This is a genomic window from Aquisphaera insulae (assembly GCF_011064615.1).
In the GTDB taxonomy this organism is placed as follows: Bacteria; Planctomycetota; Planctomycetia; order Isosphaerales; family Isosphaeraceae; genus Aquisphaera; species Aquisphaera insulae.
This window is the reverse complement of record NZ_JAALJH010000142.1, coordinates 1-14,009: the sequence shown is the minus strand read 5'-3', so window position 1 is coordinate 14,009 and position 14,009 is coordinate 1. Positions and strand designations below refer to the sequence as shown.

The following is a 14,009-nucleotide window of genomic DNA, read 5'->3' as shown; positions in this document are numbered from 1 at the left end:
ATTCCCCATGTCAAGGAGTGGCGTCGCGAATCTCCCGGCGCGCGCTTCCGCCGGATGAACCAGAATCCGCCCAAGGAAGGCTGATGGCCCGAACGGTCCGCTTTCACCTCGATGAGACGTTGCCCATTCGAGAATACTACGCGCTCAAGCTGGCCGAGGCTTGGTCCGCACAACCGAGCCGGAAGCGTCAGCGACGGTCCTTCCCGACGATGGCGGTAAGAGCGAGACGGTAGATCGGATGTAATCACGCTCGAGATTTCATGATTTCAAGAAAGACCGTCGCTGACGCTTCCGGCTCGGATGGTCTTGTCTTCGACACTGGCGACAACCTCGGCAACGTCGAGTTGAGAAAGGAACCGCGATTCGAGTCCTTTAAAGAAGCCCGATCTCACGGTCGTAACGGGCGACCAGTGAGGAGCCCACGGCCACCATCCGCGGACGGACCTTGGCGTAGAGCTTGACGGCCAGATCGCGATCCCCGAGGGCGGAGTGGACTCGCGCCAGAGACACCGCGGCCTGACCCAGCGAGACGTAACCGAGGAACCTGTGCCTGCGCCTGCGGTAAACCCGGTACGCTGCCTCCACGACCGGGAGTGCGTCACGGGGTGCCCCTTCCTCCAGGAGGATGAGACCGTCGAGCAGGTCAGCCATCGGAGCGGTCTCATCGCTCAGGGCGTGGGTCCGAGCCTCGGCGACGAGCTGTCGCGCCCGCCGGTGGTCACGTCGATGCAGGATGAGCCTGTTCGCCAGGCCGAGCATGATCACGGCATTGTCCGGTGCCAACTCAAGCGCCTGCTCGAAGAGGGCGATCGCATCGTCATGGCGATTGATGATATCGAAGAGGTTGGCAAGGCGTGAAAGATAGAGCCAACGCGGCATCACTCGTTCATCATCGAACGGTTTGACGAGGTCCCTGGCCTCGTCGAGTCGCCCCAGGGCAGCCAGGGCCCGCGCCTTCTCAAAGCCGATCGTCTCGGCCGGGACCTTCGAGCCCATCGCATCGGCTTGCGAGATGGCTTCCTCCCATCGCCCCCAGTGGAGGGCGTCCATCATCGCGCGATAGGGTACTCCCCTTGAAAATAACGCGATCCCCAGCGCGAAGACAGCGGGAAACGCCAGCACTCCCAGGCAGCTCCAGTCCAGCCAGTTGAGCGGGCCTCCCCGAAAGACACTGAATCCCACAACCAAGGCGAGGAGGATCATCCAGAACGCGAGCTTGCGATAGCTATTGGCGGCGACGATCAGAAACAGCCCCAGGCCAGGAGGCAGGCTGCGAAGCTGGACCCAATCCCTGGGCGAGAAGTCGGCCGCCACCTTTCGCTGGTTCGAGTAGCGGGACATCACATCATCGGTATGGAGCACGACCTCCTCGAAGCCCTGCTCGCGGAGCATCCGTACGGCCTCGTCGGCCGTATCCGCTTCCACGTTCACAGTCGTCTCGCGGCCGTCGGCGTCGCGTACGGTGGCCAGGTAATCGGGCACGGCTTCGTCCCTTGGGATGCGACATCGCACGGGGAATGGCAGGCTGTTGTGACCGGCGCGACCGATCACGCCCGGGAATTCTCTACCACCGTCCCCCCACCCCAAACCACAGCCACGAGCTCAGCGACCGGAGCACCGCCATCCCGCCGAAGGTGATGACCAGGAAGGCGATGACCACGATCAGGAGCGGCAGCAGTGAGGTCAGCAGGCCGAAGAGGAGCCCGACGACCCAGATGAAGATCCAGGCCTTCGCAAGCATCCCCAGTACCTCCCAGACCCGGAACTTCGCCACCGACTCGCGGAACCGATCGAAGGCCGCGATCAGGTCGTAGATGAACGGGGGGTAGGTGCTCGGATAGGGCCGGCTCGCGGACCTCGGCGCGGGCTTCGGCCGGTCCTCGAGCGCGGCGAGCGACCAGCGGGCGCCGTTGATCTGCTCCTCGGCGGCGATCGGGTCGGCCGTCAGGATCGCCTCGGCGCCGTGGAGCGCATCCTCGGCCCTGCGAATGGCCTCGGCGTGAGGGTCCGAGGGGATCACCACGCCCGTCCCGCGGGTGACTCGATCCTGCACGGCGGCCAGCTCGGTGCGGGCCGCCTCGAGGTCGGCGCGGGCGGTCTCGTGGGCCTGGTTCAGGGTGTCCAGCCGCTCCTTGCAGGTGGCCGTCTCGCGGACCAGCTCGCTGATCTCGCCCCCCTGCATCAGGGTCTTCGCCTCCTCCGTCGGCTTCATCCCCAGGCCGCCGCCGGCCTTGATCCGCCGCTGGGCCTGGTCCCAGATTTCCATGACCTTGAGCCAGCGATCCCAGAGCGTGTCCAGGTCGCGGCTCACGCCCTCGTAGAGCGCCAGCGTCGCCCCCTGCATGGGGACGGTGAAGTCCGGGTCGTCCGCCGGCAACGTCTTGTGCCGCTTGCGGAGGGCGTCGAGCTGGTCCATCAGGGAGACGGCCTGCGCGCGGAAGGCCCGGAACTGCTCCTCCACCGAGATCTGCACGTTCCGCCGCCGGTAGTAGAGCAGGCCGAGCGCCGCCACGCCCAGCAGGCCGAGAACCACCATGAGAGTGAGCGCCAGGATCCGCGTCGGATGGCCCGCCTCCGGCGACACCAGCGTCAGGGACTCCTGGGCGAGCAGGATCGAGTAGGTGCTCAGGTCCAGGCCGAAAGCAGGCATCGTGGGGCTCTCCTCACTCAGGTCAATTCAGGGGCCGTTTCGACCGGCTTGTCGCCACCCCAGACGCGGTCCAGGAGGACGGCGACGGTCATGTCACCCAGCACGTTGGAGGTCGTCCGGCAGCGGTCGAGCAGCCAGTCCACCGTCAGCAGGATCGGCAGCTTCTCGGCCGGCAGGCTGACGGCGGAGAAGATCAGCGGGAGCGTCACGAAGCTCCCGGACGGGATGCCGCCGGCCCCGACGCTGGCCACCAGGGTCGTCAGCATGATGATCACCTGGTCTCCCAGGCTGAGGCTGAACCCCAGCGACTGCGCCATGAAGATGGCCGCGGTGGCCTGGTAGAGCGCCGTGCCGTCGTTGTTGAAGTTGGTGCCGATGCATGCCGTGAGCTGGCTGTTCCTCCTCGAGACTCCCAGCCGCGCCAGCGACCCGAGCGTGATCGGGATCGTCGCCGCGGTGCTCGCCGTGCTGAAGGTGCTGGCCATGACGTCGAGCGCGTTGCGCAGGAACCGGACCGGCGACATCCGCGCCAGGACGGCCATCTGAAGCAAGTACCATGCCACCTGGCAGCAGAGACCGAACACCACCACCAGGATCAGGCCGATGAGCGAGCGGAAGACGCTCATGCCCTCCTGCTTGCCCACGCTCGACGCCACGATGCCGAGGACCGCGAACGGTACGAGCGCGACGACCCAAAGGAGGACCTTCATCAGCAGTTCGAAGCCGATCGTGAGCAGGTCGATCACCGGCTGGAACGAGGTCTCGCCGCGGGCCCGCTGGGCGTCCCGGATCTGGACCAGGCCGATCCCCAGGGCCAGGGTCAGCAGCACGAGCTGGGCCAGATTGTTGGTGGAGAACGCCTCGCCGATGCTCCGGGGGATCAGCTCGACGACCAGGTCCGTGACCGACTTCGTCACCGGCGCCTGGGCGACCGTGCCGGGGGCGGCCAGCGAGGCCCCCCGCCCCGGCTGGAAGACGTTCGAGAGCGTCAGGCCGATGACCATCGCCACCAGGGTGTTGATGAGGTAGAAGACCATCATCAGCGCCCCCTGTCGCCCGTGAATCTCATTGGTCACGATCGCGCTCAGGATCGCCAGCACGACGAGCGGCGCCGCGAGCGCGGTCAGCGCCCGCAGGATCAGCTTCGGCATGATCTCCAGCCCGGCCGCCCGATCGCCCAGATACCAGCCCAGGGGGACCGCCACGATCACCGCCGCGATCACCCAGACATACAGCGGCAGTCCGCCGGGCCGGCTCTCGGGCTCGTCCTGGACCGGGGGCGGGGCGAGATCCTCACCCGGGGTTGGGAACGAGTCCGAAACCGACTCCGTCTCAGGGCTCTCCGCGTTCGTCATCGTGCTCGGTCTCCTCTCACCAGTCGGGGCGTTTGTGGTCTCGCGTCGACGTAGCCGGTTGGGGCGCTCGTTCACTCCGGCGGCAGCCCCCGCTTCATCCGCCGCTCATTCCGGCGATCCAGCCTGCGGGCCTTTCGTTCCTCCCGGCGGAGCTGCATGGGGGTCGGGTCGTCCGGCTTGTCGGTCGATTTCATGAGATCCTGATCCGGGTCCGCATCCGGCCGGGCTTCGTTGCCGGGCGGCGGCGGCGAGGGCGTCTGGCCGGCTCGGCCGGATCGAGGACCGTTTCCGTCGGGCCGCTTGAACGGCGGGAAGCGGTCACGCGAGCGGTCGCCATTCAGCCCCGGGATCAGGTTGCCGAGGCCACCCGCATTGGGGCCGAGGATGCCGTCCAGGACGTTCAGGCCCATGTTCTTGAACCGGTCGGCCACGGCGTCGCCGTCGATCCGGGGCTTCTTGAGCGTCCCCGTGATCGGGACCTGGATCTGCGTCGTCTCGAGCAGCCGGGAGAGGACGGGGATCTCCTTCTGCGGCGGCGCCATCGCGAAGCTCGCGACGAGGTTGAGGTTCTGGTCGAAGTCGACGCTGCCGTCGATCCCGATCGCCGCGAGGTTACCCAGCGGGATGACCAAGCCCTCCTGGTAGACCGTCCGGCCCACAATCCGGACCGAGACCGGGTCGCGCAGCACCAGGAGCGGCCGGCGCTCCTGGCGGAAGACGCCCACGAGCTGGTCGGCCAGCGGGCCCGGCATGAACTCGACGTTGTCGAACATCACGTCCCCGTCCACCCTCGGCTCGGCGCCCGCCCCCGCGGAGAGCGGGAAGTATGCCTCGCCGATCGCCAGCGACACCTGCCCTCGGACCCGCGTCGCCTGGTCGAGCACCGGCGCCGCGAACGCGAGGAACCGGTGCGAGACCTCGTCGTTGACCACGGCGTCCATCAGCCGGGTGGTCGGCCCCAGGTGGAGCCACGTCCCCTCCTGGTCGTCGGCGACGATCTCCGGTTCGACGTGCAGCGTCCCCGCGTTGAGCGTGGACTCGATCGGGTCGATCAACACCTTCCCCTTATCCACCCGGACGACCAGGGGCGCCTTGCCGAGCTTCATGCCGAAGACGTCCAGATGTTCGAGGTTCAGCCCGGCCTCGCCGCGGATCGTCTCCGGGAGCTTCGTCTCGAGCGACCTCGGCAGGGTGCCGGATAGGCTCCAGGCCCGGTCCGACCCGGACATCGAGGCATTGGGCTCCACCTTCTTCGCCAGCAGCTCGCTGAGGACCTTCCAGTCCGGGCTCAGGGTCCCCTTCAGGTCCAGCTTCGGCTCGGCTTTCAGCTCGGCGATCGTCCCGCCCCCCTGGATTCGGCCATACGGCGTGACGAGGCCGAGTTCGGTCAGGTCGACCCGGTCGAGCTTCGCCGCGACCTTGCCGCGGACCGCGGCGCTCGCCTCGTCGGCGAACACCTGCTTCCCCCCCTGCCCGTCCAGGCTCGCCAGCTCCTTGACCTGGACCTTCGCCCCCAGATCCCAGCCCGCCGCGTCCTGCCGGCCCTGGAGAAGCCCCTCGAACCGGCCCCCGATGCGGCCCGCGCCCCGGCCGTCCAGATCGAGCCGGGACAGGTCCCCCGCGAGCTCGACATCGACCGTCGCCCGGTCCCGCGACTTCAGCCCGGCGACCCGGACCCGCGTCGGCGCCACCGCGAAGGCCATCGACGGCCCCCCCGCCACGTCGGGCTTCTGCTCGATCACGAGCTCGTCGCGGGCCACGTTGTAGCGGCCCGTCGCCGACCACTTCTTCGGATCGGTCGGCAGGAACTGTCCCCCCGGACCGACGACCGGGGTCAGGAGCACCACGATCGGGTCGGCGGTGATCTCCGAGTCACCCCAGCGTCCGCGGACGATCCCCTCGGCCACCTGCTTCTTGCCGCCCACAACGACCGAGAGCTTGCCCTTCACCTCGCCCGCGATCGCGTTCGAGCCGCGCTCGGGCGCGGCCGTCACGGTGAGCTCCTCGCCGTCTCCCTTGCCGGTGAACGTCAGGTCGAGGAGAGTCGAGGGCATTCCCGAGGGTGAAGCCCCCCCCGCGGCTTTCAGCGAGGCCGTCTCCTTCTCGCGGCGGAAGGTCTCGACCAGCGGAAGGCCGGCGATCCTCAGGCCGGTGAACTCGGAGTCGGCGGTGGCCTCGAACCGGTCCGCGGCCTTCCTGTAGTGGGCATCGACCTTGCCCTTCCCGCCGAGCTCGAGCTTGCCCATGTCGACCCAGTTCCTGAGGCGTTCGTTGGCGGCGTCCAGGTCCACGGTCGCAACCACTTCGATGCCGCGGTCCAGGTCCCCCTTGCCGGTTGCGGCCAGGAACGGCGTCTTGATGTCGAGCTGATCGAGCGAGAAGGCATCGGCGGCCCGGCGGAGCCTCGCCTGGACGGTCGCCGGGTCGGGGAAGGTGAGCACCTGCTCGCCGCGGCGGGCGGCCAGGTCCGCCATCCGGAAGTCGGCGACGATCGTCTGGCCCCGCCCCGCGCCGGCCGGGTCGCCGGTCACGTCGGCGCGGAGGCCGACGGTCCCCTTCTCGATCTTGAGATCCCGGCGGAGGCGGAGCGTGTGCGGGAGCGCGGCGGCGAGCCGAGGTAGGTCCACGGTCGCCTCGACGTGCCCCCCCTTCTCGCCGACCGGCGGGTAACTCCCGGTGGCGTGGGCCGTGGCGAAGGGGAGCGATAAATCGAGCTTCTCCGCCGTCCAGGAATTGGCTTCGCTCGTCACGTTCGCGACCAGGCCGACCGCATCGAGGTCCAGCACGTCGCCCGAGAGCTTCGAGCCCTCCGCGTGGATGCCAAGCAGGCGGGCATCGGCCGATATCGCGACGTTCCCCTTTCGGTCGGTGGCTTCGATCGTCCCGTCGAAGTCTCCCCGGGCCTGGACGTCCGGCCGATTGACGCGCCAGGGCCAGCGGTCGGCGCGGACGGTCAGCTCGAGGTCCTCGGGTCCACCGCCGCGCTTCTGGGAGCGGCCGGCCTGGCCCCGGATGTCGAGCTTGCCGGCGTCACCCTGGGCGTGCTTCTCCTCGAGCTTGAGCCGCCAGGCGATCGGCTTCGGGGCGGCGGTCAGGTCGAGCTCGACGTTCGCCCGATCGGCGTGGAACGGCTCGCTCAGCCCGGCGTCGCGGAACCTCAGGTTGCCGTCCACCACCCGGACCAGGATATCCCGCTTGGGCTCGTCGTCGAGGATCGGTTTCAAGGTATCCAGCAGGTCGATCGCGCCGGTCTCCGAGCGCTCGATGTCCACCGCGGCCCGATCGAGCGTGAGGGTCAGGACCGCCGGCTGGGTGAACACGAATTCCTTGAGGGTCCAGTCCACCAGGGCCTTCGGTGCCGCGACGATCTCGTCCCCCTGGGCGTCGATGAGGGCGACATTGTCGATCTCGGTCCGCCCGAACCACGAGACGCGAAGCCGATCGAATCGCACCGCACCCGGGGCCAGGAACCGAGTCCCGGCCGCCGCGAGCCTCCTCTGTGCCCAGGGGGTCGCCACGATCCAGGGGATGGCCAGCACGAACAGGATCGCCCCCACGACCACCAGCGCGGCGGCCGCCGCCAGGCGGCGTGGCCACCGCCGTCTCGGTTTCGAGTCCTGGGGGAGAGTTTCCATGTCGCGGTCCCACCTGCGGGTGCTATCGAGGCCTGCTCACGGCGTGCCCGGGATTATAACCGAAGCCCCCGGCTCGTCGCCTGCTGGCTCAAGCGGCAAGGAGCGCGGGTCGAGGGGCGAGAGCCCGGGAGAGGAGCCAGAGGCGAGGGACAAGCCAGCGGTTGGCTGTACTGGAGCCGCAGACGACCCCACCGCCGGCGAACCCTCTCTTTCCCCTTCAACCACCGGGACCGGCATCGGCGTGGCTGTGGAGGAGCGCAGCACCCCCACGGCCGGCACGCCTTCGCTCCCCACTGGCTCCTCCCCCGTGCTGCGGGCGGGCAAGTGCGTGGCTGTGGAGGAGCGCAGCGACCCCACGGCCGGCGGGCCTTCGCTCCCCACTGGCTCCTCTCCTGTGCCGCGGGCGGGCAAGCGGGTGGCTGTGGAGGAGCGCAGCGACCGCACGGCCGGCGAGCCTTCGCCCTCCCCTTCGGCCACCGGGGCGGGCAAGTGGGTGGCTGTGGAGGAGCGCAGCGACCCCACGGCCGGCGGGCCTTCGCCGCCCGCGCAGGCCGTCTCCGTGCCAGGCCGATCCCGTGGTGTCGCCTGCGTCTCCACCACAGCCACCCGGACTTCTGACTGACCCGGATTGGGTTCGATCGTCGTCGTCGACTCAATCGGCGTCCTCGAGTCCTCAACGGCCTCGTCATGGCTCATGCCCGGGCACTTCTTGAGCCGGACGACCGCGTCCAGGATCCGGAGCAGCTCCCGCCCTCGCGCCGAGGAGGTCCGCCGGTGCCGGTCCAGCTCCGGGCCGGCGTCGAACGCGGCCGCGTCGGCCAGCTCGTCGGCGTCGACATCGACGTCGTCGTCGGTCGCGGCGGCCTCCATCGCCTCCAGCCGCGCCAGCTTCCGCTCCGCCAGGTCGATCAGGAAGTCCTGGGCCGCGTCCGAGCTCGCCGGCGGCTCGCCGAGCACCCGCCAGGATCGATGGCCCTCGTAGAACTTGTCGTAGATCCGGGTCCGGCGGCAGTAGTACTCGTAGAACGCCTGCCCCTTGCCGCCGCCGAGGAACGCGTCGAAGGCGGCGATCACGGCGTTCAGCTCCAGGTCGACGTTGGCCTCGGTCTGGAGCTTGCCCAGGAGCCGGACATACCGATAGAAGTCGCCCCAGCCGAACTGGTCGCGGCCGCAGAGCAGGTTGATCTGGGTCAGCCACTGGCGGATCAGCCAGGCGCGTCCCTCGTGCATCTCCTCGAGCCCGGCCAGGAACGCGGCCGGGACGTCGCGGAAGATGTCCGAGTTGCGGTGGCAGCCGGGGGCGGCCTCGAGGAAGAGGTCGCGAGCGAGGTGCTCGACCCGCCGCTCCCGCTCCTCGCTGGGTTCGTTCGCCCCGGCCTTGAGGGCCGCGCGGGCGAGCCTGGCCAGGTAGGCGGCCTCGGCGCGGTCGGACCGTTCGAGCATGAACGAGAGCCGGGCGGCGCGGGTCAGCAGGTCGCGCTCGATGGCGTTGCTCGCCTTGCCGGCCTGGACGTACTCGCGGACGCGGCGGTCCAGCTCCTTCGGGTCCTCCTGGGGGAGCACCGGCATGGCGAGCCGCCTGGAGCGGTTGCCGTGCTTGAGCGCGTTCATGCGGGCGGCGGCCTTGCCCGCCTCGGTCTTCGGTCCGCTGCTCTTCTTCGCATTGCTTCGGTTGGCTTGGATCTGGGCGGCGGTGGCCATGGGAGTGTCTCCAAGTTGTGGGCCGCGCGCTCGATGGGCGCGGCCTTTACTCAGTACAATCCCGAATTTGGAGGCGCCAGTTTCAGGGTAGCGGAAAATTCCCCGAATTTGTGGTTCGATGGGGGGATCAAGCCGAGCTGTGGGGGCTCGCCAGGAGTCGAGGCATGGGGGGATCGACGCTCGATCGCTGAATCATGACCCACTCTCGACGATTCTCGTGGCTCCTCTGGGCCGCCCTGGTCGGTGGCGCTTCGATCGTGCTCGGAAGTGGTTGGCGAGTGGACAAATTCTCGTGCCGTGTCTGCCGGGCGAGAAAGACGGTCACAACATGGAAGTTCCTTCTCCTCGAATGGCCCCGCCGCGAATCCGTCCTGGACCCCGGCCGCTCCATTTCCGGGCATGGCCATATCTGGTGGCGATATTCCTACTGTTACGGAGATCTGACCGGCCCCCTGGGGGTTGCGTGTGGTCTCCATCGTTACGAGGATGGGAGCGACATCCCCTGACGCCGGCTTCCATGGAATCCTATCGACATCACCACGAACTCGACTACGAGGCTAAGGCGATGGCTGCCGAAGCGGCTCACGATGGCGAAGGGCAAATGCGGTCCGCCGGACCGCCCCGGGAGCGGGTCTACCTCCATCGGCCTTGCGGGTCGCTGACCGAGATCGGCGGTTCCGACTTCCTCCGGCTCGCCAATCCCTTCGCTGCGGTCTCGGCGACGATCTGCTGCGGGTGCGGGCGGGCGGTGCCGATCCGGGAGGTTGACTGGGCCGACACCAGGGAAAATGTCGCGGCCTATCGGCGACGCCTCCGCGCGGCGATGCCCCTCGGGCGCCGGCTCTTCTTCCGAGTCCTCGGCTACGTCGTCGGCGCGCTGATCGGGTTCGTCGTCGGCTTCGGGTTAGGCCTGCTGGTGCTCGGACGGGTGGGGAACGGCCCCTGGTGGCTCCAGGTATCGGGCCTGATCTTTGGCGGAACGGCGGCCTATGGCGGGCTCCTGCTCGGCGGCCAGTTGCTCCCCGCTCCCCTGATGCGGATCCTCTGGGGGATCGACTATCGGGGTGAACTCTAGCTCCCATCCCTGAGCGCGAGATGGGGGCCCTGCCGACGATCCGCTAGCTCGCCCGGAGCTTGGCAATTCATCCCAGATCCGGTGCGCGGGATCGCGGCCCGTCGATGATCCAGGGCTTGCGCCGGGCTCGGCAGGAGCCTCGCCCTCCCGGGCTGGGAGAGGCTCTTCTCCTGATGGGAGGGCGAGGCTCCTGCCGAGCCCGGCGCAGGCCGATGACCGCGTGGGAGCCCGGTTCCCAAACCGCGACTCTCGGGGCTTATGTTGGATACCGAGCGAATGAGGTATGACATGCGGATCAGACCAGGCCTACCCTCGCCCGAGGTTCTCCTCGCCGTCACGGCGGCGATCCTCTACGGATGGGGTGGGGCCCTCCCCGACGGGTGGACGCGGACCCTGGTGAAGATGACCCCGGCGATGGCCCTGGCGGTCTTCACGGTCCGCCGGTCGGGGACAGCGGGATGGCCGGTGGCCGTCGGGCTGGCCTGGCACGCGGCCGGCGACGGGCTGCTCGACCTGGGCGAGCGGACCTTCCTGGCGGGGCTGGGTGCCTTCCTGGTCGGCCACCTCTTCTACGGGGGGGCGTTCGCCGCTCGGCTCGAGCGGCTCGCCCAGGTCCCCCCCTGGCGGAGGCTCGCCGCGGCAGCGGTCGTGCTTCTCTCCGGGGGGGTCCTGATCGCGATCTTCCCCGCGTTGAAGGGCGCCCTGGCCGTCGCCGTTCCGCTCTATTCGGCCACGCTCGGCGGGATGGTCGTCCTCGCCTTGCTGGCACGCTGGAAGAGCCCCCGGGTGCCGATCGGGGCACTCTCGTTCCTCATCTCCGACGCCTGCCTCGGACTGGGGCTGTTCGGGCCGGCGAGCCTCGCGTTCGCGAGGGCCATCGTCTGGCCGACCTATGCCGCGGCGCAGGTCCTGATCGCGACCGGTTTCGTCGCCGAGTGCCGGGACTGACTCGGGGCCGGCCGTCGCCACGGGTCGGGATCATCCGCCCAGGAGGACCCTCTCTCCATGGCGAGGTATCGCCACGCGGAGGCCCGGGTACTTCACGCGGGCATAATCCTCGAACAGGCGAGGGTTCTCGGAGTTCATGGCGAACATCTCGAAGTGGGTGGGGACGGTGAGCCGCGGTCGGATCGTGCCGGCGAGGTCGACGGCCTCCTGGTAGGTCATGTTGCCGATGCAGCCCGCCGCCAGCCGCCGCGCGTCCCGGCCGTTGATCGGCAGGAAGGCGACGTCGAAGGACCAGCGTCGGAGAATCTCCTGCATACCCTCATAAATGCAAGTGTCGCCGGCGTGGTAGAGGCAGAGGCCGGATCCTTCGACGACGAAGCCGAGGTACGGATGCAGGCCGGTCTCCGGGTCGACGTCCAGGAACTCGTGCGCGGCGGGGACGCCGCGGATGACGAGGCCGCCGTGCTGGACGGGCCGATCGACGTCGACTCCGAGCACGCGATCCGCGGGCAGGTCGAGCTCCCCGATGATCCGCTCTCGGAGCAGGGCGGGAACCACGAACCTCGCCCGCGGCGAGGCCGCCGCGATCGCCGGCCAGGCGGAGCGGTCGATGTGATCCGCGTGGTCGTGGCTGCCGAGCACGAGGTCGGCATTCGTGACGTCCTCCGGGCGGATCAGGGGGGGCACCCGCCGGTCCGGGAAATCGGACAGGAAGGCGTCGAGGTAGCAGACCGTCGCGCCGAGTTTGAGGGTGAACCCGTGCTGCCCGAGCCACCAGTACGCCCCCTGCCCGTCCGAGACTCGGCAGGAACCGATCTCCGCCACCAGGGCTCTCCCCGTCGTCATGGCTGGGCCTCCGAGTCCACGATCCACGCCATGAGTCCGGATCCGATCTCCGGCGTCATCGCGGTCGATCCCCGGGGATCATCTTCTTGCGATTTCCGTCCCTTGTCCAGGACCCAAGGGCCTCCGCCCAAAAACCGGGCGATCTGCCCCGCCCCTGGACTTCAGGCCGCCCCGATGACAATCGGTCTCCAGCCCAGGAAATCCGCAAATCATTTTCGATAAATCACTTATGACTCTTAGTATTTTCCGACTCGATATGGTTCGCGGATTGCGTATTCCTGCCGGGCCTACTTAAGTACGGCCATCCCTCTTCCCGCCATTCGTTCACGCCGTTCCATGCAGTCGTCTTGCCCCTCGGTCGGGCTCGAGCGATTCGCGCGGTGGTGCGCGAGGACATGATCCTGGCGGGGGGTGTCCTGTTCATCGCCCGGTTTCGTCAACGGAGCGTTTCATGCATTCTCGTGTTCGAGTTCGGTCGGGATTCACGCTCATCGAGCTGCTCGTCGTGATCGCCATCATCGCGGTCCTGATCGCGCTGCTGCTGCCCGCCGTCCAGTCCGCCCGCGAGGCGGCCCGACGCGCCCAGTGCGTGAACAACCTCAAGCAGATCGGCCTGGGGATGGCCAACTACGAGAGTTCCTGGGGGGTCTTCCCGCCCGGGGAAGGATATGGGGCCACGGCGGTGAACGTGGCGATGCTCCCGTTCGTGGAGCAGGCGCCGCTCTATTCCTCCTGGAACACCAACATCTATTCCGACTGGCTCTGGACCGAGCCGCAGAACCTGACGGTCATCCAGGCCCGCGTGAACACCTATCTGTGCCCGTCGGAGATCTACACCGAGCGTTCCACGGACGGCTGGAACTCCTCGGCCGCGAACTACGCGTGGAACTCCGGCACGTGGTGGCCGCTCAACAAGAGCTGGGATGGCGTCTTCGGCCGGACCCTGGACGACGACCCCGACGTCCAGCCGTTCAAGGCGACCAAGGTCGGGTTCTCGTCGATCACCGATGGCTCAAGCAATACCCTGGCCGCGGCGGAGGTCGCCAACGGTCCCTTGAGCAGCGGCGCCGCCAGGACGAAGGTGTCGGACTGCTACGAGTCGACCGGAATTACCGCCTCCTCGACCCTTACCCAGGCCACGGCCGCCGCGAACGCGATCAACTGGCAAAACGGGCCGATCCCCTGGAGCAATGGCTGGCGATTCAAGGGCTATCCCTGGGTCGAGGCCAGCCACTGGCGGGGCTGGTTCAACAGCATCCGGACCCCGAACCAGACGTGCGTCTGGGCCCAGTCGTGGTGGTACTTGATGAAGCCTGCGTCCTCCTACCACCCCGGTGTCGTCAACGCCGCGCTCTGCGACGGCAGCGTCCGGGCCTTCAAGGACTCGATCAGCCAGCAGGTCTGGATGGGCCTGAGCACCCGGGCCGGCGGCGAGGTCATCTCGGCCGATTCGTATTGAACGACATCCCGGCCGGGCCCTCCCCGTGCTGGTGGGCCCGGCCTCCTATCGGCCTCTTCTTTCGTTGCCCCCGGAGAGTGTGACCTTGAAGACGAGATCGTTCTTGTTGATGGGGACGAGCCTGGCCGCCACCATCCTCCTGGCCCTCGCGCACGGCTGTGGCGAGGCGCCCGCCCCCACCGCCTCGACCCCCCAGGAGATCGAGCAGGTCCGCGAGAAGCAGAAGGAGATCATCGCCAAGGAGCGCGGCCCGAACGCCGGCAAGGCCCTCAAGAAGCGTTGAACCCCGCGCTTTCCAGGTCCGCCTGAACGCCCCGCCGGGACCGGCGGGGCGTTTCTT

At 68.4% G+C, this 14,009-nt stretch carries 10 protein-coding genes; 4 read left to right on the top strand and 6 right to left on the bottom strand.

Annotated elements, in window-relative coordinates; genetic code table 11:
• Nucleotides 1-372: 372 nt before the first annotated feature.
• The 5 genes from G6O54_RS35020 to G6O54_RS35000 all read right to left on the bottom strand — a co-directional run bounded on the left by G6O54_RS35020 (nt 373) and on the right by G6O54_RS35000 (nt 9,341).
• Nucleotides 373-1,482, bottom strand: coding sequence for a tetratricopeptide repeat protein (locus G6O54_RS35020; protein ID WP_165234993.1), 1,110 nt, complete (start codon nt 1,480-1,482; stop codon nt 373-375).
• An 82-nt stretch (nt 1,483-1,564) separates the two neighbouring features.
• Complete coding sequence (locus G6O54_RS35015; RefSeq protein WP_165234990.1) at nt 1,565-2,650, bottom strand: hypothetical protein; 1,086 nt, start codon at nt 2,648-2,650, stop codon at nt 1,565-1,567.
• A 17-nt stretch (nt 2,651-2,667) separates the two neighbouring features.
• Nucleotides 2,668-4,005: a dicarboxylate/amino acid:cation symporter gene (locus G6O54_RS35010; protein ID WP_165234987.1), complete on the bottom strand. Its 1,338-nt coding sequence runs from the start codon at nt 4,003-4,005 to the stop codon at nt 2,668-2,670.
• Nucleotides 4,006-4,076: 71 nt separating this feature from the next.
• Nucleotides 4,077-7,640, bottom strand: a complete 3,564-nt coding sequence (locus tag G6O54_RS35005; RefSeq protein WP_165234984.1) for an AsmA family protein — start codon at nt 7,638-7,640, stop codon at nt 4,077-4,079.
• 36 nt (nt 7,641-7,676) lie between these two features.
• Nucleotides 7,677-9,341, bottom strand: coding sequence for a hypothetical protein (locus G6O54_RS35000; protein WP_165234981.1), 1,665 nt, complete (start codon nt 9,339-9,341; stop codon nt 7,677-7,679).
• A gap of 565 nt (nt 9,342-9,906) precedes the next feature.
• On the opposite strand from G6O54_RS35000, the gene G6O54_RS34995 reads away from it, so the two are divergent.
• Together G6O54_RS34995 and G6O54_RS34990 are read left to right on the top strand one after the other, a co-directional pair.
• Nucleotides 9,907-10,416, top strand: a complete 510-nt coding sequence (locus G6O54_RS34995; protein WP_165234978.1) for a hypothetical protein — start codon at nt 9,907-9,909, stop codon at nt 10,414-10,416.
• Nucleotides 10,417-10,704: 288 nt separating this feature from the next.
• Entirely contained in the window at nt 10,705-11,364 is a 660-nt protein-coding gene (locus G6O54_RS34990; RefSeq protein ID WP_165234975.1) for a lysoplasmalogenase, read from the top strand.
• A gap of 30 nt (nt 11,365-11,394) precedes the next feature.
• Here G6O54_RS34990 and G6O54_RS34985 read toward each other — a convergent pair whose 3' ends face one another.
• The gene (locus tag G6O54_RS34985; RefSeq protein ID WP_165234971.1) at nt 11,395-12,210 is read right to left on the bottom strand and encodes an MBL fold metallo-hydrolase; all 816 of its coding nucleotides are present in this window, start codon (nt 12,208-12,210) and stop codon (nt 11,395-11,397) included.
• A gap of 451 nt (nt 12,211-12,661) precedes the next feature.
• On the opposite strand from G6O54_RS34985, the gene G6O54_RS34980 reads away from it, so the two are divergent.
• Nucleotides 12,662-13,669 carry a DUF1559 domain-containing protein gene (locus G6O54_RS34980; protein WP_165234968.1) on the top strand — a complete coding sequence of 336 codons (1,008 nt, stop codon included), beginning with the start codon at nt 12,662-12,664 and terminating at the stop codon, nt 13,667-13,669.
• An 85-nt stretch (nt 13,670-13,754) separates the two neighbouring features.
• Nucleotides 13,755-13,952 (top strand): hypothetical protein, encoded by a 198-nt coding sequence (locus G6O54_RS34975; protein ID WP_165234965.1) that lies wholly within the window; start codon nt 13,755-13,757, stop codon nt 13,950-13,952.
• Nucleotides 13,953-14,009: the final 57 nt, after the last annotated feature.

Coding starts and splice junctions, on each gene's coding strand:
- G6O54_RS34990 (WP_165234975.1), top strand. CDS start 10,705: ATGCGGATCAGACCAGGCCTACCCTCGCCCGAGGTTCTCCTCGCCGTC.
- G6O54_RS35015 (WP_165234990.1), bottom strand. CDS start 2,650: ATGCCTGCTTTCGGCCTGGACCTGAGCACCTACTCGATCCTGCTCGCC.
- G6O54_RS35000 (WP_165234981.1), bottom strand. CDS start 9,341: ATGGCCACCGCCGCCCAGATCCAAGCCAACCGAAGCAATGCGAAGAAG.
- G6O54_RS34980 (WP_165234968.1), top strand. CDS start 12,662: ATGCATTCTCGTGTTCGAGTTCGGTCGGGATTCACGCTCATCGAGCTG.
- G6O54_RS34985 (WP_165234971.1), bottom strand. CDS start 12,210: ATGACGACGGGGAGAGCCCTGGTGGCGGAGATCGGTTCCTGCCGAGTC.
- G6O54_RS35005 (WP_165234984.1), bottom strand. CDS start 7,640: ATGGAAACTCTCCCCCAGGACTCGAAACCGAGACGGCGGTGGCCACGC.
- G6O54_RS34995 (WP_165234978.1), top strand. CDS start 9,907: ATGGCTGCCGAAGCGGCTCACGATGGCGAAGGGCAAATGCGGTCCGCC.
- G6O54_RS35010 (WP_165234987.1), bottom strand. CDS start 4,005: ATGACGAACGCGGAGAGCCCTGAGACGGAGTCGGTTTCGGACTCGTTC.